The following is a 19,748-nucleotide window of genomic DNA, read 5'->3' as shown; positions in this document are numbered from 1 at the left end:
CTTGCTGTTCAACTGATTTATTGCAAAGCCTGTTTGGCTTGATGCTGACGTAACTGTTGCCAATGCTTCACTACCCCTTTTGGGGCCCATATTTGGGGGGCTGATGCCTCAAAGCCATCAGCTTGCTCGCGTTCAGCGATAGCTTCCTTGGCCAACTTAAACGCTCTTTGCAAGTCGTCGGTCTGGTTTAGAGCCTGAGCAAACAAGGCATTGCCGAAATACGTAAAGTCGGCCTCTTCTGAGCAGCCAAATGACACGCGATCAGTGCGCGAGGCGGTCATGATCAAGGTTCTTTCATCTTTGAGAGCCGGAATAAAACCACCTGAATAGCACGATGAAATCACTATGATCTTGTCGCGGTCTTTCAAAGGCTCGAGTGCGGCGGCCAGTTCATCGGCGGGCAGGTCTGCCAGCTCTAGTCGAGGCTGATCCAGAACTAACTCATGGTCTTGTGTACCGTGACTGGTGAGGTAGATAAACACCAAGTCTTCTGGCCCTGTGCGCTCGGCTAACGTTTTTGCCGCACGGTGCAGGTTTTCGCGGGTGGCCAATGGGCGGTCCATGAGATGGTCGCGATGGTTGACCAAGGTGACCTGACCACGGCTGCCGAAACGGCTGGTGAGCATGTCACTGACGTAGTCGGCCTCACGCATGAAAACGCTTTGTTTGCCGTCGCCTGCCAGCACCAAACTGTACAACTCAATGGCTGGGGTGGATGGCGGAACGGCATCCAGCGCCTGCTTCAGCAATTCGCCCTGCTTGAGCAAGCCGAGTTCCAAAGGGTCGGGCAGAAGACCACCTTTGGCGTCGCGAACCCGTTGACCATTGGTCCACACGCCGCTTTCGGAAGATCCGTCACTAAACGTCAGCGTGCCCTTACCTTGGTAGGTGTCAGCGACAAAGTCCCCCACATAGAGGCTGCCATCGGTCATGTTCAAATGGCCGGGGCCGTTGAAGCGCCATTCGTTAAACATGCCGCGATAATGGCTGCCATCAGCGCCGATGAGTTCACCCTTACCCGTCAGTGCGCCGTCCTTGAAATCGCCGATCCAGACGTCGCCATCAGCATTCTCATAGCGACCTTTGCCGTTTAGCTGATTGTTTTTGAAGCCGCCGACGTATTCATCGCCGTCAGCGCTGGTGAACGTACCGTTGCCTTCGAGTTGGCCATTGACGAAGTGGCCGCTGAATTCATTGCCGGTCGTATCGCTTCGCTTGCCTTCGCCATTGGGTTTGCCGTTGGCAAACATCCCTTCATACTGGCTGCCGTCGTCCAGCTCCAAGTGCCCGAGCCCAGAAAACTCGTCATTATGGAACTCGCCGCGATAACTCATGCTGCCTTCTTTGAGCGTGCCTTCCCCTTCGCGTCGACCCTTTTTGAAGCCGCCCACATAGCTGCTGTTATGGGTGTCTAGGCTGCCTTGGCCATTAAATAACCCCTGCTCAAAGTGCCCGACATAGACCTCGCCATTGCTACCATGCCACTCGCCCTGGCCATGCCATTGTCCATTCATGAATTGGCCTGCGTACCAACTGCCGTTTGGGTAGTCGATACGGCCTTGGCCTTGTAGCAACCCATTGACCACTTCGCCCCGATAACGGCCGCCATCGGGCAGGCGTGCATCAGGTGGAAGTAGCGATTCGCCATCACCGCAGGCCGTCAGTAGCAGGGTCAAAGCAAGGGGGGCAAGTGGGCGCATAGCGGGATCCGGATAATTAGGCTGCCGAGTATGCCCAAGCTAATAAAGCTGTCTATAGGGGCAGATGAAACATGCGCAGATATTATGTTTTTCAGTACGGGCGGTAGCAGAACATGAGTCGCATCGGTGAGGTTTGCTTGGACGTGCTTATAATGCGGCGCGAAAAAAGACAGCGGGGGAGACGATATGTTGTTACGCGGCCTGACGTGGTTGGTGCTGTTTCAATTACTGGGCACTGCCCTTAATCACTTGTTTGTCCCGGTACTGCCCGGCCCGATTATCGGTCTGTTGCTGCTACTGATCTATTTGCTGGTGTGTGGTCAGGTCAGCGAGCCTTTAAATGAAGCCGCAAAAAGCCTTTTGCGTTACTTGCCTTTACTGTTAGTGCCGCCAGCTGTCGGCGTTATGGTCTATGCCGCCGATATTGCCGCTGATTTTTGGGCCATCTCAGGCGCGCTGGTCTTGTCGCTGCTGATCTCGATGGCGTTTGTCGGCGTGCTAATGCAGCGTTTGCTAAAACCTCATAACACTGCGCGGGGTGAACATGAGCGTTGAATGGTTAGGTGCCTGGCAGTCGGTCATTCATCACCCGTTGTTTGGTATCGGTATCACATTAGGGGCCTATCAACTGGTACTCGCAGGCTATGAAAAAACGCGCTGGATCTTTCTCCAGCCGGTATTGGCCAGCATGTTACTGGTGATCGGGGTGCTGGTCAGTTGCGGGCTTACGTACGCCGAATACCGTAAAAGTACGGACATTCTCACCATCCTGTTGGGCCCCGCTACTGTGGCGTTGGCAGTGCCGCTGTACCTGAACTTGCGGCGAATCCGCCAACTGTTTTGGCCTATTTTTACTACGCTAGTGATTGGCGGGGTCTTGGCAACCGGTTTGGTGGTGTTGTTAGGGTGGTGGTTTGGTGCCGAGCGCATGATGCTGATGACCTTGGCTCCCAAGTCTGTGACTTCGCCGATTGCGATGCTGGTCGCTGAGCAAATTGGCGGCGTTGCGGCGCTGGCCGCGGTGTTTGTGTTGATCACTGGGGTGATAGGGGCCATTTTTGGTCCGGGTTTACTGAACCTGCTTAAGGTACACAGCCCTGAAGCGCGCGGCATAGCGTTAGGCATGACCGCTCATGCTGTGGGCACCTCAGTGGCCTTGGAAGAAGGCGAAGAGGCGGGTGCATTTGCGGCATTGGCAATGAGTTTAATGGGCGTAGGCACGGCGGTTTTTCTGCCGTTGGCCGTAAGCCTTATGGTGTAAGGAGGGTTGTATGAAGCTGCCATTGTTTCCCTTGAATACCGTCCTTTTTCCCGGCTGCGTACTGGATCTACAGGTTTTTGAAGCGCGTTACTTGGACATGATTGCCCGCTGCATGAAGCAAGGCACGGGGTTTGGCGTTGTGTGCATTCTTGACGGCGATGAAACGGGTGATGCGCCTTCAGATATCGCCGGTATTGGCTGCGAAGCACGGGTCTGTGATTTCCAGAAGCAGGAAAACGGCTTATTGGGGATTCGGGTCCAAGGCGGGCGTCGCTTCGAGGTGTTGGGCACTGAGTTGCAGCCTGACAATTTACTGATAGCCGACGTTGAGTGGCTGGATGAGATCCCTGAGCAACCACTTCAGGATGAAGATCAAGACTTGTTGGCGTTGCTCAAGGCGTTGGCCGAACATCCGATGGTCGCCGCACTGAATATGAATACCGAAGTGACGGGGCAGCAATCACTGGCCAACCAATTGGCGTACTTACTGCCCTTTGCTGAGGAAGACAAAGTCGACTTGTTGCAAGTCGACGACCCGCAGCAGCGTCTCGATGGAATTCAAGTCCTGCTCGAAGAGATGCAGGGCGAGATGCTCAACTAGCCCGAGATCGTGAGCGGCAGCCTGCTTTGCGTAGGAACTGCCGAAGACTGCGATCTTTTGATCTTTAAAACACAAAAGCTCGCAGTCTGCGGCAGCTCACGGGTATATCGCGAGGTTCATCACCTATTAATAGGCGTAGCGCACCAGCTCGTTGGACAAATGGCTAAGCATGAAGAAGCCATACAGCACTGCGCACGACGGTAAAATCATCCACCAGACCTTGATCGGTACTGGTGTGAGTTCCATGTAGCGCTGGGTTAGGGCCAAAGCAAAAGCGTTGACGGTGATTGCCAGTAATGCACCTGCCAAGATGTCAGTCGGCCAATGAGCGCCTAGATAAACGCGAGAGGTTGCTACGGTCAGCGCCAGCAGGCAGCCCAGTAGCACGCAGATGAGGCGCATGCGTTTCGGTTTTTCACGGCCCGCCAGAATCGCCAACGCCAAAAAGAAGGCAAATGACCCAGAACTGTGGCCGCTAGGCATGCTGTAACTGGTTAGCGGGTCGATCAGGACTTCTGGGCGCATACGCGCGAATAAATGCTTAGTGGTGGTGTTGGCGATGGCGGTGAACAAGGTGACTCCGCCGAAAAAGATCAAAGCTCTCCATTGTTTGTTGAAAAACAACAGCGCACAGACCAAGGCTGCGGCCACTAGTTGTGTGCGGAAGTTACCGATTTGCGTCACCAGCACGGCGACCATATCGCCCGCGCTGCTGCGATGCTCTTGCACCAAGGCATTGATGCCTTGGTCGAACGCGGTCATGTGTGTATAGCCGAAGAACGCCACGATCAGCAGCGCCAGACTCAGTGCCCCGATCATCAGTGTCGCTTTAGGCTGACGACGGATATTGGCGTGGATGCAAAGCCCTAGCAAAGCCGCAATGCTGACTGCGACGATAGCGGCTTGCGGCCAGAAGTTTTCGGGTAGCGGCAAGCGAAGCGCTGCCCCTGTCGCCCAACCCGGCAGCAGGTAAGCGACTGCCCAGCCAGACCCTGCCAGCACACTGACGGCGATAAAGCGCGGGAACGGCATGTCGCACATCCCGGCAACCATTGGCAGCATAGGTCGCAGTGGGCCAATAAAGCGTCCGACGATCAGGCTGACAATTCCGTACCGTTGAAAGTAGCTCTCTGCGCCAGCCATCCATTGCGGATGGGTACGCAGCAACGGTAAACGGCGGATATTTTGGTGGAAGCGTCTGCCTAGCGTGTAAGACAGCACATCACCCAGCAAGCCACCGAGCACGCCCAGTAGCAATGTTTGGCCTAGCGAAAGCGTGCCACTGCCCGCCAACACCGCGATTGCAAATAACAGCACCGTACCGGGAATGACGACCCCGGCGATGGCCAGGCACTCCAAGCACGCCACAATAAAGACCGCCAGCCCCAGCCATTGGGGGTTAGTGGTGAGCCAACTGGTGATGGTGTCGAGCCATGGGCCCATGTTTCAATTTCCTTATTCTGAGCGTGTAGAGATGTTTTTATCTTTAGGAGCAAGCTCGCTCCTAAAGAGGAGCAGCATTGTCTAAAACGAGGTAGTCGCGCCCCTCAACTTGCCCACGACGAAGTGGGTTTCGAGTGCAGTACACAGCGTAGTCCGCGTCGACAAACCGATACATCAAGTGTTCGTCTCGACCATGAGGGATACCCAAACGGGTAGCTTGCAGAATGCGCGAGGGTCGCTCTCTGACGTCATCAACCCATAATCGTTCGCGGTCAAATCGTTTGGCGTCCCACTCGCGAACTTTCAGGCCGAGGGCTTTGCACAGCAATGTCTGGCCTGCGCACAGCTTTTTTTCTGAGCGCGGGCGGCCCTGTGTATCAGGATTGTTGTCTTGCATCTTCGCCAAGCTGGCGGGGCCAGACAGCGCGTCGACCCAGGGGTAGGCCGACTTGATCAGTACCGCGTTGCCAGGGCCTTGGGCGCTGAAGTTCAGCGAGTCGCCGCCACGGGCGTAATACATGTAAATGTGCCCGCCATCCAGAAACAAAGCCTTACGTTTTTCTGTGTAGCCTAGCGAGGCATGGCTGCCCTTTTCGGCGAAGTAGTACGCTTCGGTTTCAATAATGCGAGCGCTTAGCCACAAACCGTTAACCCGATGGCGAATGACTTTGCCTAATAGTTCGCGCGCGACGAGCTGTGCGTCGCGGTTGAAAAAGGTGTCAGGCAGCATGCTCGGCATCGTCAATGCGATCCTAAGATGTACGAAAAGTTACGGATCATAGCAAGTCATCCTTAATCCGGGCTGAACAGACACTTTTTGTAGTCCTTTTCGACCATCCGCCTGTCACCGCTGTGCGCGAGACGGCTGGACCGCTATAATCGGCCGCTTTCCCCTCTGCCAAGACCATTGAGACCATGACTGAGTCCGTTCTTGACTACATGACCCGCTTGGGTCGCGCCGCCCGTGAAGCCTCCCGAGTGATCGGCCGCGCTAGCACGGCGCAGAAAAACCGTGCTCTGCAAGGCGCAGCGTCCGCATTGGATGCCGCCCGCGAAGAGCTGACTGCCGCCAACGAGCGGGACTTGGCCGCTGGCCGGGCCAACGGCCTCGAGCCCGCAATGCTGGAGCGCTTGGCGCTGACCCCAGCACGCATCGACAGCATGATTGTCGGCTTGCGCCAAGTGGCCAGCCTGCCAGACCCCATTGGGGCCATTCGCGACATGAGCTATCGCCCGTCGGGTATTCAGGTCGGCAAAATGCGCGTGCCCTTGGGCGTGGTCGGGATCATTTACGAGTCGCGTCCCAACGTGACCATTGACGCCGCCAGCTTGTGCTTGAAGTCCGGCAACGCAACTATCTTGCGTGGCGGCTCCGAGGCTATTCACTCCAATCGTGCGATTGCAACCTGCATCCAGCGAGGTCTGGCTGAAGCCGGGCTGCCGCCGGCGGTGGTGCAAGTGGTTGAAGTGACCGATCGTGCGGCTGTCGGGGCGTTAATCACCATGCCTGAGTACGTTGACGTGATCGTGCCGCGTGGCGGCAAAGGCTTGATCGAGCGCGTGAGCCGTGATGCGCGCGTGCCCGTCATCAAGCATCTGGACGGTATTTGCCATGTGTACGTGAGTGCCCATGCGGATCTGGCCAAAGCTCAGCGTATTGCCTTCAATGCCAAAACCTATCGTTATGGGATTTGTGGGGCGATGGAAACCTTGCTGGTCGATCAAGCGGTAGCTGCGCAATTTTTGCCCGCGATGGCTGAACAATTTCGCGCTAAGGGCGTAGAATTGCGCGGCTGCGAGCGCACTCAGGCGCTGATTGATGTAAACCCTGCCACCGAAGAAGACTGGAACACCGAGTATTTGGCGGCCATATTGTCTATCCGCGTTGTCCACGGTCTTGACCAAGCGATTGAGCACATCAATCAGTACGGCTCCCATCACACTGATTCAATCGTGACCGAGCATCAGGGAGAAAGCCGACGTTTTATGGCTGAGGTCGATTCAAGTTCGGTCATGCTAAACACCCCTACTTGCTTTGCCGATGGATTTGAATACGGATTGGGTGCTGAAATTGGCATTTCAACTGATAAGCTGCACGCCCGCGGTCCGGTGGGTCTCGAAGGTCTAACCTGCGAGAAGTACATCGTGGTCGGTGACGGCCAATTGCGCGGTCAGGAGCCGAGCTGACTTGGGTGATCTTAGCCCGGCAGGCAATGTGAGAGCCTCCGACGTGTTACCCCGGCGCATTGGTGTGCTGGGTGGCACCTTTGATCCAGTACACATCGGGCATTTGCGCGGTGCGCTAGAAGTGGCGGAAATGATGGCGCTCGATGAGCTACGTCTAACCCCCAACGCCAGGCCGCCGCACCGCGACACCCCGCAGGTGTCGGCGCTCGACCGTTTGGCGATGGTTGAGTGCGCTGTCGCAGGAGTCGCTACGCTAGTAGTAGACCCACGGGAGCTGCAACGAGACAAGCCGTCTTACACCATTGATACCCTGGAGCTGATGCGGGCCGAGTTGGCCGCGGATGACCAGTTGTTTTTATTGCTGGGCTGGGACGCTTTTTGCGGCCTGCCCATGTGGCACCGCTGGGAAGAGCTACTCCAGCATTGCCATATCCTGGTGCTACAGCGCCCGGATGCCGACAGCGAACCGCCGGATGCCTTGCGCAATCTGCTGGCAGCGCGCTCGGTAAGCGACCCGCTAGCCCTGAAGGGGCCCGGCGGACAGATTGCATTCGTCTGGCAGACGCCGCTCGCGGTATCCGCCACCCAGATCCGTCAACTGCTGGCCAGCGGTAAGTCGGTACGTTATCTGGTGCCCGACGCGGTCCTGGCCTACATAGATGCGCATGGGCTTTACCGTGCGTCGAACTAAAAAGGCGTGATTCAAGGCGCGATTTAACGTGTATTGAAGCACCCGAACATACGAGCAAAACGAGTTTTATATGACCGATAAAGATGTAAGCAAAGTTAAGCGCAAAGGCACCTTCAAAAGCGCCCCATTGCCAGTTGCCGTCCACACGGGTGAAGTCCTGGCTGGCGAAGCACTGGTGAAAGTGGCGGTAGCGGCACTGGAAGACGTCAAGGCGCAAGACATTCAAGTCCTCGATGTGCGTGACAAGCACAGCATCACGGACTTCATGATCATCGCCACCGGTACTTCGAACCGTCAGATCGGCGCAATGCTCGATAAGATCCGCGAAGCTGTTAAAGCGCAGGGCGTCAAGCCGTTGGGCGAAGAAGGCAAGGGCGATAGCGACTGGGTTCTGTTGGACATGGACGACGTCATCGTTCACATGATGACCGCCAGCGCTCGTCAGTTCTACGACCTGGAGCGTCTGTGGGCCGGTGCCGAGCAAAGCCGTTCGGCCAACGCTGCCCATCACAGCCCCGAAAACACCCATGAGCATTTCACCAAGCTCAACAAAGACCAGGAATAAGGGTTCGCTGTGCGCTTGCGTTTGATCGCTGTCGGTTCGCGTATGCCCAAATGGGTGGAAGAAGGTTGGCATGAGTATGCCAAGCGTCTGCCATCCGAATTGGCCCTCGAACTGGTAGAAATACCGCTCAATACCCGTGGCAAAAATGCCGACGTGGCTCGATTCATCCGTCAGGAAGGCGAAGCCATGCTGGCTAAAGTCGGCCCAGGGGAGCGGATTGTCACCCTCGAAGTGCACGGCAAGCCATGGAGTACTGAGCAGCTAGCGGTTGAGCTTGATCGCTGGCGGCTAGACTCGCGTACGGTGAACTTCATGGTCGGCGGCCCGGAAGGGTTGGCGCCAGAGGTTTGCGCCCGCGCCGATCAGCGCTGGTCGCTGTCGCCGTTGACGTTGCCGCACCCGTTGGTAAGGATTCTGATCGGTGAGCAGTTGTATCGCGCTTGGACAGTCTTGTCCGGGCACCCTTATCACAAATAGCTCAGCGCCTTGCAATGACTCAGCCAATTCGCCTTAAGGACCACGAAAAAGACGCACGTCTAGTGCGTAGTCGCGTCGTGGTCGGCGCAATATTGGTGATGGCACTGATTTGTGTGCTGATGGCGCGTTTGTACTACCTGCAAGTGGTGCAGTACGACTATCACTCCACGCTTTCAGAAAACAACCGGGTGCATGTGCAGCCGATCCCCCCTACTCGCGGTCTGATTTTTGACCGTAATGGCGTGGTGATAGCTGACAACCGTCCCAGCTTTAGCTTGACCATGACCCGCGAGCGCGCGGGTGACTGGCCGCACGTGCTCGACACCATTGTTGAGGTGTTGGAACTCACTCCTGAAGACCGAGCGTTGTTTGAGAAGCGCACCAAGCAGGGGCGACGGCCTTTTGAGCCGGTGCCGATTTTGTTCGAGCTTAATGAAGAGCAAATCGCCCGTATCGCCGTTAACCAGTTCCGCTTACCGGGCGTTGAGGTGGTCGCGCAGTTGGTGCGTCACTATCCTCAAGGGGCGCATTTTGCGCACTCGGTTGGCTACGTGGGGCGGATCAACGAAAAAGAGATCAAAACCCTCGATCCGGTCAACTACAGCGGCACTCACCACATCGGCAAAACCGGCATCGAACGCTTCTATGAAGCCGAGTTGCATGGCCAGGTGGGTTATGAAGAAGTTGAAACCAACGCACGTGGTCGAGTGCTGCGCGTGCTTAAACGCACGGACCCGATCCCTGGCAAGGACATCGTCCTCAGCCTTGATATCAAGTTGCAAGAGGCGGCCGAAGAAGCGTTGGCCGGGCGGCGCGGTGCGGTGGTCGCACTCAATCCCATGACTGGCGAAGTGCTAGCGATGGTTAGCCAGCCGAGTTTTGACCCTAACCTGTTCGTAACCGGTATCAGCTTTAAAGCTTATGCCGAGTTGCGCGACTCAATTGACCGCCCGCTGTTCAATCGGATTTTGCGGGGTTTGTACCCACCAGGCTCCACGATCAAGCCTGCGGTAGCGATTGCTGGCCTAGACAGTGGCGTGGTCACCGGCAGCTCTAGGGTCTATGACCCCGGCTATTACCAGTTGCCCAATTACGACCATAAGTACCGTAACTGGAACCGCTCCGGTGATGGCTACGTCGATTTGGACACCGCGATCATGCGCTCCAATGACACCTATTTTTATGACTTGGCTCACAAGCTGGGTATCGACCGCTTATCGTCCTACATGACCCAGTTCGGTATTGGGCAAAAAGTCTCGCTCGACATGTTTGAAGAGTCGGCCGGTCTGATGCCGTCTCGCGAGTGGAAGCGTGCTACCCGGCGCCAGGCTTGGTTTCCGGGTGAAACGCTGATCCTCGGGATCGGGCAGGGCTATATGCAGTCCACCCCATTGCAACTGGCGCAAGCGACGGCACTGATTGCCAGTAAGGGCAAATGGAACCGTCCGCATTTAGCTAAAACCATTGAGGGCGTGCCGCCAGTTGATCCTAATCCGATACCTGACATTGTGCTGCGCGACCCGTCCAACTGGGCCAAGGTCAACCATGGCATGCAACAGGTGGTGCATGGTGCTCGCGGCACGGCACGCGTTGCAGGTGTGGGGGCGCAATACCTGATTGCGGGCAAAAGCGGTACAGCCCAAGTGGTGGCGATCAAGCAGGGCGAAAAATACGACCGCTCAAAGGTTCAGGAACGTCATCGTGACCATGCGTTGTTTGTGGGCTTTGCCCCGGCCGACAATCCCAAAATTGCCGTTTCGGTGATGATTGAAAACGGCGAGGCCGGTAGCCGTGTGGCGTCTCCCGTGGTGCGCTCGGTGATGGACGCTTGGCTTCTGGGCGAAGATGGCAAACTCAAACCTGAGTACGCCAGCGCTTCAAAGGCGGAGGCTAAGGCCAATGATGAGTAATTTTGACCGCATCCTCTCCAGTGAGGATGTGATGCGTCGGCGCGCCACGCTGCTTCAGCGTTTGCATATCGACGGTCCGTTGCTGATTTTGTTGCTGACACTCGCAGCGGGCAGTTTGTTTGTGTTGTATTCAGCCAGTGGCAAAAACTGGGATCTGCTGAGCAAGCAGGCCACCTCGTTTGGTTTAGGGTTGGTGTCAATGTTTGTCATCGCCCAGTTGGAGCCGCGTTTTATGGCGCGCTGGGTGCCGGTCGGCTATTTAGCCGGAGTCCTGTTGCTGGTAGTCGTTGACGTCATGGGCCATAACGCCATGGGGGCCACGCGCTGGATCAACATCCCGGGGGTTATCCGCTTCCAGCCTTCGGAGTTCATGAAAATCCTGATGCCCGCGACCATCGCGTGGTACCTCTCCAAGCGCACCTTACCGCCGCAACTCAAGCACGTAGCAGTCAGTTTGCTCTTGATCGGCATACCCTTTGGCCTGATCGTACGCCAACCCGACCTTGGGACCGCCTTGCTGGTATTGGCCGGAGGGGCGTTTGTGCTGTTTATGGGCGGTTTGCGCTGGCGCTGGATCATCAGCGTGCTGACGGCAGCCATACCGGTAGCGATTGGCATGTGGTTCTTTATCATGCATGACTACCAAAAACAGCGAATCTTGACGTTCCTTGACCCAGAGAGCGATCCGCTGGGCACGGGCTGGAACATCATTCAGTCCAAGGCCGCCATCGGTTCGGGCGGTGTGTTTGGCAAGGGTTGGTTGTTGGGGACTCAGTCGCATCTGGACTTCCTGCCCGAGAGCCATACCGACTTCATCATCGCGGTGATGGGGGAAGAGTTCGGTTTGGTAGGGATTTGTGCGTTGTTGCTGATCTACCTGTTGTTGATTGGTCGCGGCTTGGTGATTACCGCCCAAGCGCAAACACTGTTCGGTAAGTTACTGGCTGGCAGTTTGACCATGACCTTTTTTGTGTATGTTTTCGTCAATATCGGTATGGTCAGTGGGCTGTTGCCAGTGGTGGGTGTGCCATTGCCGTTTATTAGCTACGGCGGAACTTCACTGGTGACGCTGCTGTCAGCGTTTGGGGTTTTGATGTCAATCCACACACATCGCAAGTGGATTGCACAAGTTTGATTAAGGTGAAGAATTCAATGCAAGCAATGCGTGGCTGGGCCGCTCGATACGCGTCATGGATGGGCTTTTTGGGCCTGTTCGGGGCAGCGCAAAGTGCGGTGGCTGGCGACTACGATGGCTCGCCCCAAGTGGCTGAATTCGTCGGTGAGATGACCCGTGACTATGGGTTTGCCGGTGAGCAGTTGATGGGTGTTTTTCGTGAGGCAGAGCGTAAGCAGAGCATTCTGGATGCCATTTCGCGCCCAGCAGAGCGCGTGAAACAGTGGAAAGAATACCGTCCGATGTTTCTGACGGATGCCCGTGTTGCGCGGGGTGTCGATTTTTGGCGGGAGCACGAAGCAGCGCTGGCTCGCGCCGAAAAGGAATATGGCGTTCCGGCGCAGGTCATCGTGTCGATTATTGGCGTAGAAACCTTCTATGGGCGTAATACCGGTAATTATCGGGTTATTGATGCGCTCTCCACGTTGGGCTTTGACTACCCGCCACGTGCCGATTTCTTTCGTAAAGAGCTGCGTGAGTTTCTATTGCTAGCCCGTGAGGAACAAGTCGATCCGCTGAGTCTAAAAGGCTCGTATGCCGGGGCGATGGGCTTGCCGCAATTTATGCCGAGCAGCTTCCGCGCTTATGCCGTGGACTTCGACAACGACGGGCACATCAACATCTGGAGCAACCCGGACGACGCCATTGGCAGCGTTGCCAGCTACTTCAAACGTCATGGCTGGGTGGCAGGCGAGCCGGTCGTCGCCCGAGCCGATGTGCAGGGTGAGCGTGTCGATGAAGGGTTGACTCAAGGGATTGAACCGGTCAAAACCGTTGGGGAGTTGCGAGCGCTGGGCTGGTCGAGTCATGATGCGCTGCGCGACGACATGCCCGTCACGGCATTCCGTCTAGAAGGTGAAAACGGCCCTGAATACTGGATGGGCCTGAAGAATTTTTATGCAATCACGCGTTACAACCGTAGCGTGATGTATGCCATGGCAGTGCATCAACTGTCCGACCTGCTGGTTCAAGCACGGGGCAATAAGTAATGCCGTTTTTAGCGATCCGCACACCTCTGAAAATCGCGGCCTGCGCGGCGGCCGCGCTGCTGGTGGTGAGTTGCTCGAGCAACCGCCCGAGCACGCCCCCGAAAACCTCGGGGACCATCAGCGCTAAACCTGGTCTGGACATCAACCGCGCGCACAAAGACGGCGCGCCATGGTGGGATGTCGACGTTTCGCGTATTCCAGACGCTACCCCGACCCTGCACACGGGGGCGTACAAGGCCAATCCGTATACCGTTTTGGGCAAGAGTTATTTCCCGATTCAAGAGTCCAAAAACTACGTGGCTTCAGGGACCGCCTCTTGGTATGGCACCAAGTTTCACGGCCAAAACACCGCTAATGGCGAGGTGTATGACCTGTACGGGATGAGCGCCGCTCATAAAACGCTCCCGCTGCCCAGTTACGTCAAAGTGACCAACCTGGACAACGGCAAAACCGTGATCTTGCGCGTCAACGACCGTGGGCCGTTCTATTCGGACCGCATCATCGACTTGTCTTACGCAGCGGCCAAGAAGCTCGGTTACGCCGAAACGGGCACTGCGCATGTCAAGGTTGAAGGCATTGACCCGCAAGCGTGGTGGGCAGCCCGTGGTCGTCCGGCCCCGTTGATGTTGAATGAACCTGCCATGGCACAAGCAGCGCCTGCGCCGACGGTTTCAACCGGCAAGGTCGAACAGTGGACACCGCCGCCGCAACAGCATGCGGCTGATGTCATTGCGCCGGCAATTGCCCGCAAAGGCCCGGGCACCTACTTGCAAGTGGGCGCTTTCGCCAATCCTGATGCCGCTGAATTACTTCGCTCCAAACTCAGTAGCATGGTCAGCGCTCCTGTGTTTATCAGCTCGATTGTGCGCAATCAGCAAACCCTTCACCGTGTTCGCATGGGGCCAATAGCCTCGGTAGGTGAGGTGCAACAAACGCAACAAAGCGTACGTTCGGCCAACTTGGGTCAGCCCAGTGTTGTGACCGACCAGTAACAGTGAATACGCGGCGGCCCGTTACACGGCTGCCAGAAAAGTTTTGCCCGCGAGGGTAAGTGTCTATTAGCAAACTCGAGAGACGGATGAACATCACCACCTTTGCCAAACGCCTGTGCCTGCTTGTACCGCTGATCATCACTCCTGCTGCTTGGGCAGTCGAGATGATGCCGTCGCCGCCACAGCTGGCCGCCAAATCTTACGTTCTGATGGATGCCAACAGCGGTAACGTGCTGGTTGAAAACAATGGTGACCAGCGTCTGCCTCCAGCCAGCTTGACCAAGCTGATGACCGCTTACATCGCGACCCTAGAAATCCGTCGCGGTCAGATTGGCGAAGAGGATCCGGTGACTGTCAGCGAGAACGCTTGGCGCACAGGTGGTTCGCGCATGTTCATCAAAGTGGGCAGCCAAGTATCGGTGAGCGACTTGCTCCACGGGATCATCATCCAGTCGGGTAACGACGCCAGCGTTGCGCTTTCTGAGCACATCGCCGGTAGCGAAGACGCCTTCGCCGACATGATGAACAAAACCGCTGGCGACTTGGGGATGACCAACAGTCACTTCATGAACCCGACTGGCCTGCCGAACCCAGATCACTACTCGTCGGCCCACGATATGTCGTTGCTGGCACGCGCCATTATTCATGAAGACCCAACTCACTACGCGATTTACTCGCAAAAAGAGTTCTTCTGGAATGGCATCAAACAGCCTAACCGCAATCTGTTGCTGTGGCGTGACAAGACCGTTGATGGTCTGAAAACCGGCCACACTGAGGAAGCAGGCTATTGCATGGTGTCTTCGGCGGTACGTGATGGCATGCGCCTGATCGCCGTGGTATTCGGCACCAACAGCGAAGCGGCACGTGCTGCCGAAACTCAAAAGCTGCTGACGTATGGTTTCCGTTTCTTTGAAACCCAAACCTTCTACCAGAAAGGCACTGAGCTGGCTCAAGCACCGGTCTGGAAAGGCACCACGCACCAAGTTAAAGCCGGTCTGGCGGATGACCTGAGCCTGACCTTGCCAAAAGGCCAGTTGAAAAAGCTGGCGGCGAGCATGACCATGAACCCGCAGTTGATGGCACCTATCGCCAAAGGTGATGTGATCGGCAAGGTAGAAGTCAAACTGGATGACAAAGTTATCCACAGCTCCGACCTGATTGCACTTGAACCGGTTGAGGAAGGTGGTATTTTCCGCCGCGTGTGGGATAGCATCCGTCTATTCTTCTACGGCTTGTTCAACTGATTGCACACCCCTGCGTGCCCCTGTGCTTATCGAGCATGGGGGTACTCTGTAGTTCCGGGCTTACGAGGCCAATACGCCATGACCGATACCGAAGTAAAGGCGCCAAAGATCGAATTTCCTCAAACTGATTATCCGGTTAAGGTGATCAGTGACACGGGTGTTGGTAACAAAGACAAGATCATCGCCATCGTTAAAAAGCACGCCACGATCAATGACGAACGTATTGACGAGCGCCAAAGCACCAATGGCAAGTACACCACGATTCAGCTGCACATCGTGGCGACTGATCAAGACCAGCTGTACAACATCAACAGCGAATTGCGAGCTTCCGGCTTCGTGCACATGGTGTTGTGATGTCGCAGGTCTTGGGTATTCGCGAGTTAGGTCGGCTCGATTACGAGCGCACCTGGCTTGCGATGCAACGTTTCACTGACGAGCGCAAGCATAAGCCAGACACCCAAGACGAGGTCTGGCTGGTGCAGCATCCGCCGGTGTTTACCCAAGGTCAGGCTGGCAAGGCCGAGCATCTGTTGTTGCCGGGTGATATCCCGGTGGTTAAGTCAGACCGTGGCGGGCAAGTGACCTATCACGGGCCGGGGCAGTTGGTCGCTTACCTCTTGCTGGATGTACGCCGTCTGGGCTTTGGTGTCCGCGAGCTGGTAAGTCGGATGGAGCTGTGCCTGATCGACCTGCTGGCCAGTTACGGCATCACAGCGGCCGCCAAAGCTGATGCGCCGGGCGTGTATGTCGACGGTGCGAAAATCGCATCCTTGGGCCTGCGCATTCGCAATGGTTGCTCATTTCATGGTCTGGCCCTGAACGTGGACATGGACCTTGAACCGTTTAGACGGATTAACCCCTGTGGTTATGCGGGGCTGGCAATGACCCAGTTGCGTGACCATGCAGGGCCGATTGAATTTGCCGAGGTAGGTGTCCAGCTGCGTGCGCAGCTCGTCAAACACCTCGACTATGCTGAGCAGACGACCCTAACGGGCGGAATAGACTGATATGACTACTGCGCAAGACGCTGTTCAAACCCTGATTCCCACGCTGGATATCTCAGAACGTGTGGCCCGTGCGCAAGAGGCCCGTTCCAAGGTTGAGACTGGCGTTAAATTGCGCGGTGCCGAAAAGGTTGCACGTATCCCGGTAAAAATCATTCCGACCACCGAATTGCCTAAAAAGCCGGATTGGATTCGTGTACGCATTCCGGTGTCGCCGGAAGTCGACCGCATCAAGGCGTTGCTGCGTAAACACAAGCTGCATAGCGTGTGTGAAGAAGCCTCCTGCCCTAACTTGGGCGAGTGCTTCTCGGGCGGTACGGCAACGTTCATGATCATGGGTGATATCTGCACCCGTCGTTGCCCGTTCTGCGACGTTGGCCACGGCCGTCCAAAACCGCTGGACGTTAACGAACCAGAAAGCCTGGCCATTGCGATTGCTGACCTGCGCTTAAAATACGTGGTTATCACCTCGGTAGACCGCGATGACCTGCGCGACGGTGGGGCTCAGCATTTTGCCGACTGCATCCGTGAAATTCGCCGTTTGTCGCCGAACGTGATGCTTGAAACACTGGTCCCGGATTACCGTGGCCGTATGGACATTGCGTTGGACATCACCGCAGCTGAGCCGCCAGACGTGTTTAACCATAACCTCGAAACCGTGCCGCGCCTCTACAAGGCTGCGCGTCCAGGGTCTGACTATCAGTGGTCTTTGACCCTGTTGCAACGCTTCAAGCAAATGATGCCGCACATTCCGACTAAATCTGGCTTGATGCTTGGCTTGGGCGAAACCGATGAAGAAGTCATTGAAGTGATGCAGCGCATGCGCGAACACGACATCGACATGCTGACCTTGGGCCAGTACCTACAACCTTCACGTAGCCACTTGCCGGTGCAGCGTTTTGTTCACCCGGACACCTTCGCTTGGTTCGCCGAAGAAGGCTACAAAATGGGCTTCAAAAACGTCGCTTCGGGGCCGCTGGTGCGCTCTTCGTACCACGCTGACGAACAAGCCCAATTGGTTAAAGACATCTTGGTAGGTTCTTAACATCATGAACAGCCGGCTCGCTGCGCCCGTGTCTTTACCGACCTTGAGCGCGGTGCCCGCGCTGCCTGCTGGCGGGGTGATCGGCCTGATCGCCCCGGCTGGCTCCTGCGAATTCGACCTGCAAAGCGCTACCCAATGGATGGATGCCCGCGGCTATCAGCTGAAGGTATTTCCGGGTGTTTGGGAGAAAGACGGTTACTTGGCCGGCTCAGATACCGTGCGCTTACGCGATTTACACGATGCATTCGCCGATGACAGTGTGGATGCGATCTTGTGCGTACGCGGAGGTTACGGTTGTTCACGCTTACTTGAAAACATTGATTTCGAGTTGCTGCGACGCCATCCCAAGCCCTTTGTGGGTTACAGCGACATCACCGCGCTGCACGTGGCAATCACCCGTTACGCGGGCTTTGTGACCTTCCACGGAGCCATGCTGAATGCCGACTTGCTGGCTCACAAACAACCACCGACTGAATCCTCCCTACTGCGCATGCTTAGCGGGCAACAACCGACATTGCTTGAGCATCCTACTGCGTATCCGTTGACCACCCTTGCGCCTGGCGTTGCCCAAGGCCGATTAATCGGCGGAAACCTCTCAATGATCTGCGCCACCCTCGGCACGGCCTTTGAGCTGGAGGGGCAGGGCAGCATCTTGTTTATCGAAGACGTTAACGAGCCGTTGTACCGAGTCGACCGTTTGCTCACCCATTTGCGTCAGGCAGGCAAGCTTGGCCAAGTACGTGGCGTCTTGGTGGGCGACATTGCCGGGGTTGATGTGCAGAGGTTGGAGCTGTTGCTCAGGCAGGAATTGGGGCCATTGAACATCCCCGTGTTGGCCGGCTGGCGCAGTGGGCATTGCGACCCGAACATCACCTTGCCGATGGGCGCGCTAGTGCGCCTAGACGCTGACAACCAGCAACTGGTGTTGGAGCAGGAAGTAGTGCTCAAGGCCCAGTTTTAACCACAGGTTTCGTGTGTGCCACAAAACCGTGTAGGAGCTGCCGAAGGCTGCGATCTTTTGATGTTGCGGTAGAAGATCTAAAGATCGCAGGCTGCGCTAGCTCCTACAAAAAGCAGGTCTGTGCGCTTAAAGGAGTCACTGTAGGAGCTGCCGAAGGCTGCGATCTTTATACCTACGCTTACTGACTGCGCAAACGCTCAAGCAATTTATGCGTCGGATACCCGTCAGCCGGCCATCCAAATGCCTGTTGCGCATTACGAATTGCTTTTCGGGTGTTGGCGCCAATAATGCCGTCAGGCGCGCCTGCATCGTAATTGCGCTGGGTAAGCAAGGTTTGCAACTCAATGCGCTCGGTACGACTCAGGGGCAGATCGTCTTTTGGCCACTCGCCCAAAATAACCCCACCACCGTTGAAACGTTGCGACAGCAAGCCTACCGCGAGAGCGTACGATGACGAGTTGTTGTAACGCAGAATGGCGCGGAAGTTATCCAGTACCAAAAATGCCGGACCACGATACCCAGAAGGCAGCAACAAGGTCGCGCTCAGGTCTGATGACCCCGCAGGTGTTTGGGCCCCAGCAGGCAGCGTGATGCCCAGTTGCTGCCATTCACTGACGCTTTTGCGCACGGCACCATCGGCCAGTGCGTAATCAAACCCGGTCGGCAATTTAACCTCAAACCCCCACGGCTGGCCTTGCTTCCAGCCTGAGCTTTGCAGGTAATGTGCGGTCGAGGCCAAGGCATCGGCGGAACTGTTCCAAATGTCACGGCGGCCATCGCCATCGAAATCCACGGCGTGGGTTTCATAAGTGGTCGGGATAAATTGGGTCTGACCCATGGCGCCTGCCCAAGAGCCGAGCATTTTTTCTGGGGTGACGTCGCCTTCTTGAATAATCTTCAGCGCGGCGATCAATTGGCTCTGAGCAAACTCTGGGCGGCGTCCTTCATAGGCGAGGGTGGCCAGTGAACGAATCACCGACTTATTGCCTTGGAATGTACCGAAGTTGCTTTCCATACCCCACACCGACACCAGCGCCTGACGATCAACACCGTAGCGTTGCTCTATGCGCGTCAGCAGTTCGGCGTTTTGCTCCAGCAAGCGTTGGCCATTGCGTACACGTAAAGGTGACAAAGCACCGTCGAGGTATTCCCAAACGGGGCGGCTGAATTCTGGTTGGCTGCGGTCTGCCTTTATGACGCTCATGTCAGGCGTCATGCCATCCACGACCCTGTCAAAAACGGCTGGCGAGATACCCGCTTCTAACGCTTTGAAGCGGAAGGCGCTCAGCCACTCATTAAAGCTCTGAGCGGGCTGGATCTCGGGCATATCAGTACTGACCGGGTTGCTGACGATCACCGGCGCAGCAGGCGCTACAGGAGTGGCGGGCAGGGGCTGGGCGTCGGCTGCGGTGGGTTTCTCTGCGCAGGCGACTAACAAAATGACGCTGGAGGCAACGATCAGTTGGCGCATCGGCCAACGATGTGAATGTGTTAAAGGCATGCG

At 56.4% G+C, this 19,748-nt stretch carries 20 protein-coding genes; 16 read left to right on the top strand and 4 right to left on the bottom strand.

What is annotated here, in order from left to right; translation table 11 throughout:
• Nucleotides 1–17: 17 nt before the first annotated feature.
• Complete coding sequence (locus AQS70_RS11050; protein ID WP_055102813.1) at nucleotides 18–1,700, bottom strand: C13 family peptidase; 1,683 nt, start codon at nucleotides 1,698–1,700, stop codon at nucleotides 18–20.
• Between the two features lie 186 nt (nucleotides 1,701–1,886).
• Between AQS70_RS11050 and AQS70_RS11045 the strand changes: the two genes are divergently transcribed.
• From AQS70_RS11045 to AQS70_RS11035, 3 genes are read left to right on the top strand one after another with little or no spacing between them, the layout of a single operon-like run.
• Nucleotides 1,887–2,255, top strand: a complete 369-nt coding sequence (locus AQS70_RS11045; protein ID WP_055102812.1) for a CidA/LrgA family protein — start codon at nucleotides 1,887–1,889, stop codon at nucleotides 2,253–2,255.
• Nucleotides 2,245–2,961: an LrgB family protein gene (locus AQS70_RS11040; protein ID WP_055102811.1), complete on the top strand. Its 717-nt coding sequence runs from the start codon at nucleotides 2,245–2,247 to the stop codon at nucleotides 2,959–2,961. The genes AQS70_RS11045 and AQS70_RS11040 overlap by 11 nt, the downstream gene beginning before the upstream one ends.
• 10 nt (nucleotides 2,962–2,971) lie before the next feature.
• The gene (locus AQS70_RS11035; protein ID WP_055102810.1) at nucleotides 2,972–3,562 is read left to right on the top strand and encodes an LON peptidase substrate-binding domain-containing protein; all 591 of its coding nucleotides are present in this window, start codon (nucleotides 2,972–2,974) and stop codon (nucleotides 3,560–3,562) included.
• Nucleotides 3,563–3,688: 126 nt separating this feature from the next.
• Here the strand turns inward: AQS70_RS11035 and AQS70_RS11030 are convergent, their stop codons facing one another.
• Both AQS70_RS11030 and AQS70_RS11025 read right to left on the bottom strand, forming a co-directional pair.
• The gene (locus AQS70_RS11030) at nucleotides 3,689–5,005 is read right to left on the bottom strand and encodes a bifunctional DedA family/phosphatase PAP2 family protein (protein ID WP_055102809.1); all 1,317 of its coding nucleotides are present in this window, start codon (nucleotides 5,003–5,005) and stop codon (nucleotides 3,689–3,691) included.
• Between the two features lie 61 nt (nucleotides 5,006–5,066).
• Nucleotides 5,067–5,744 (bottom strand): DNA-3-methyladenine glycosylase, encoded by a 678-nt coding sequence (locus AQS70_RS11025; RefSeq protein WP_055102808.1) that lies wholly within the window; start codon nucleotides 5,742–5,744, stop codon nucleotides 5,067–5,069.
• A 176-nt stretch (nucleotides 5,745–5,920) separates the two neighbouring features.
• On the opposite strand from AQS70_RS11025, the gene AQS70_RS11020 reads away from it, so the two are divergent.
• From AQS70_RS11020 to AQS70_RS10960, 13 genes are all read left to right on the top strand, one after another.
• Entirely contained in the window at nucleotides 5,921–7,192 is a 1,272-nt protein-coding gene (locus AQS70_RS11020; protein ID WP_055102807.1) for a glutamate-5-semialdehyde dehydrogenase, read from the top strand.
• A gap of 28 nt (nucleotides 7,193–7,220) precedes the next feature.
• Complete coding sequence (gene nadD, locus AQS70_RS11015; protein ID WP_420912349.1) at nucleotides 7,221–7,883, top strand: nicotinate-nucleotide adenylyltransferase; 663 nt, start codon at nucleotides 7,221–7,223, stop codon at nucleotides 7,881–7,883.
• A 70-nt stretch (nucleotides 7,884–7,953) separates the two neighbouring features.
• The gene (gene rsfS, locus AQS70_RS11010) at nucleotides 7,954–8,448 is read left to right on the top strand and encodes a ribosome silencing factor (protein WP_055102805.1); all 495 of its coding nucleotides are present in this window, start codon (nucleotides 7,954–7,956) and stop codon (nucleotides 8,446–8,448) included.
• Between the two features lie 9 nt (nucleotides 8,449–8,457).
• The gene (rlmH, locus tag AQS70_RS11005; RefSeq protein WP_003444191.1) at nucleotides 8,458–8,925 is read left to right on the top strand and encodes a 23S rRNA (pseudouridine(1915)-N(3))-methyltransferase RlmH; all 468 of its coding nucleotides are present in this window, start codon (nucleotides 8,458–8,460) and stop codon (nucleotides 8,923–8,925) included.
• A gap of 14 nt (nucleotides 8,926–8,939) precedes the next feature.
• On the top strand, nucleotides 8,940–10,835 hold the full coding sequence (gene mrdA / locus AQS70_RS11000; RefSeq protein WP_055102804.1) for a penicillin-binding protein 2: 1,896 nt from the start codon (nucleotides 8,940–8,942) through the stop codon (nucleotides 10,833–10,835).
• 31 nt (nucleotides 10,836–10,866) lie between these two features.
• The gene (gene rodA / locus AQS70_RS10995) at nucleotides 10,867–11,970 is read left to right on the top strand and encodes a rod shape-determining protein RodA (protein ID WP_162233899.1); all 1,104 of its coding nucleotides are present in this window, start codon (nucleotides 10,867–10,869) and stop codon (nucleotides 11,968–11,970) included.
• Between the two features lie 17 nt (nucleotides 11,971–11,987).
• A complete protein-coding gene (gene mltB, locus AQS70_RS10990; RefSeq protein ID WP_055102802.1) occupies nucleotides 11,988–12,998 on the top strand; it encodes a lytic murein transglycosylase B in 1,011 nt (336 codons plus the stop codon).
• Entirely contained in the window at nucleotides 12,998–13,990 is a 993-nt protein-coding gene (locus tag AQS70_RS10985; protein ID WP_055102801.1) for a septal ring lytic transglycosylase RlpA family protein, read from the top strand. The genes mltB and AQS70_RS10985 overlap by 1 nt, the downstream gene beginning before the upstream one ends.
• An 86-nt stretch (nucleotides 13,991–14,076) precedes the next feature.
• Nucleotides 14,077–15,234, top strand: coding sequence for a D-alanyl-D-alanine carboxypeptidase family protein (locus tag AQS70_RS10980; protein ID WP_055102800.1), 1,158 nt, complete (start codon nucleotides 14,077–14,079; stop codon nucleotides 15,232–15,234).
• A gap of 78 nt (nucleotides 15,235–15,312) precedes the next feature.
• A complete protein-coding gene (locus tag AQS70_RS10975; RefSeq protein WP_055102799.1) occupies nucleotides 15,313–15,588 on the top strand; it encodes a DUF493 domain-containing protein in 276 nt (91 codons plus the stop codon).
• Entirely contained in the window at nucleotides 15,588–16,241 is a 654-nt protein-coding gene (gene lipB / locus AQS70_RS10970) for a lipoyl(octanoyl) transferase LipB (protein WP_055102798.1), read from the top strand. Before AQS70_RS10975 ends, lipB begins: the two co-directional genes overlap by 1 nt.
• 1 nt (nucleotide 16,242) lies before the next feature.
• Nucleotides 16,243–17,283: a lipoyl synthase gene (gene lipA / locus AQS70_RS10965; RefSeq protein ID WP_055102797.1), complete on the top strand. Its 1,041-nt coding sequence runs from the start codon at nucleotides 16,243–16,245 to the stop codon at nucleotides 17,281–17,283.
• A gap of 4 nt (nucleotides 17,284–17,287) precedes the next feature.
• Nucleotides 17,288–18,244 (top strand): S66 peptidase family protein, encoded by a 957-nt coding sequence (locus AQS70_RS10960; protein WP_055102796.1) that lies wholly within the window; start codon nucleotides 17,288–17,290, stop codon nucleotides 18,242–18,244.
• Nucleotides 18,245–18,422: 178 nt separating this feature from the next.
• On the opposite strand, the gene AQS70_RS10955 is transcribed toward AQS70_RS10960, so the two are convergent.
• Nucleotides 18,423–19,745, bottom strand: a complete 1,323-nt coding sequence (locus AQS70_RS10955; RefSeq protein ID WP_055102795.1) for a lytic murein transglycosylase — start codon at nucleotides 19,743–19,745, stop codon at nucleotides 18,423–18,425.
• Nucleotides 19,746–19,748 lie beyond the last annotated feature (3 nt).

It is taken from the genome of Pseudomonas endophytica (assembly GCF_001411475.1).
In the GTDB taxonomy this organism is placed as follows: domain Bacteria; phylum Pseudomonadota; class Gammaproteobacteria; order Pseudomonadales; family Pseudomonadaceae; genus Aquipseudomonas; species Aquipseudomonas endophytica.
Note: the sequence above shows the minus strand (reverse complement) of the source record. Positions and strands in the feature narration are given on the sequence as shown.

What these genes read in the sequence shown, in the direction of transcription:
- AQS70_RS10975 (WP_055102799.1), top strand. Translation starts at nt 15,313, where the DNA reads ATGACCGATACCGAAGTAAAGGCGCCAAAGATCGAATTTCCTCAAACT.
- mltB (WP_055102802.1), top strand. Translation starts at nt 11,988, where the DNA reads ATGCAAGCAATGCGTGGCTGGGCCGCTCGATACGCGTCATGGATGGGC.
- AQS70_RS11050 (WP_055102813.1), bottom strand. Translation starts at nt 1,700, where the DNA reads ATGCGCCCACTTGCCCCCCTTGCTTTGACCCTGCTACTGACGGCCTGC.
- AQS70_RS10955 (WP_055102795.1), bottom strand. Translation starts at nt 19,745, where the DNA reads ATGCCTTTAACACATTCACATCGTTGGCCGATGCGCCAACTGATCGTT.
- AQS70_RS10985 (WP_055102801.1), top strand. Translation starts at nt 12,998, where the DNA reads ATGCCGTTTTTAGCGATCCGCACACCTCTGAAAATCGCGGCCTGCGCG.
- lipA (WP_055102797.1), top strand. Translation starts at nt 16,243, where the DNA reads ATGACTACTGCGCAAGACGCTGTTCAAACCCTGATTCCCACGCTGGAT.
- AQS70_RS11045 (WP_055102812.1), top strand. Translation starts at nt 1,887, where the DNA reads ATGTTGTTACGCGGCCTGACGTGGTTGGTGCTGTTTCAATTACTGGGC.
- AQS70_RS10980 (WP_055102800.1), top strand. Translation starts at nt 14,077, where the DNA reads ATGAACATCACCACCTTTGCCAAACGCCTGTGCCTGCTTGTACCGCTG.
- lipB (WP_055102798.1), top strand. Translation starts at nt 15,588, where the DNA reads ATGTCGCAGGTCTTGGGTATTCGCGAGTTAGGTCGGCTCGATTACGAG.
- AQS70_RS11020 (WP_055102807.1), top strand. Translation starts at nt 5,921, where the DNA reads ATGACTGAGTCCGTTCTTGACTACATGACCCGCTTGGGTCGCGCCGCC.
- rsfS (WP_055102805.1), top strand. Translation starts at nt 7,954, where the DNA reads ATGACCGATAAAGATGTAAGCAAAGTTAAGCGCAAAGGCACCTTCAAA.
- rodA (WP_162233899.1), top strand. Translation starts at nt 10,867, where the DNA reads ATGCGTCGGCGCGCCACGCTGCTTCAGCGTTTGCATATCGACGGTCCG.
- AQS70_RS11040 (WP_055102811.1), top strand. Translation starts at nt 2,245, where the DNA reads ATGAGCGTTGAATGGTTAGGTGCCTGGCAGTCGGTCATTCATCACCCG.
- AQS70_RS11030 (WP_055102809.1), bottom strand. Translation starts at nt 5,005, where the DNA reads ATGGGCCCATGGCTCGACACCATCACCAGTTGGCTCACCACTAACCCC.
- mrdA (WP_055102804.1), top strand. Translation starts at nt 8,940, where the DNA reads ATGACTCAGCCAATTCGCCTTAAGGACCACGAAAAAGACGCACGTCTA.
- AQS70_RS10960 (WP_055102796.1), top strand. Translation starts at nt 17,288, where the DNA reads ATGAACAGCCGGCTCGCTGCGCCCGTGTCTTTACCGACCTTGAGCGCG.
- AQS70_RS11025 (WP_055102808.1), bottom strand. Translation starts at nt 5,744, where the DNA reads ATGCCGAGCATGCTGCCTGACACCTTTTTCAACCGCGACGCACAGCTC.
- AQS70_RS11035 (WP_055102810.1), top strand. Translation starts at nt 2,972, where the DNA reads ATGAAGCTGCCATTGTTTCCCTTGAATACCGTCCTTTTTCCCGGCTGC.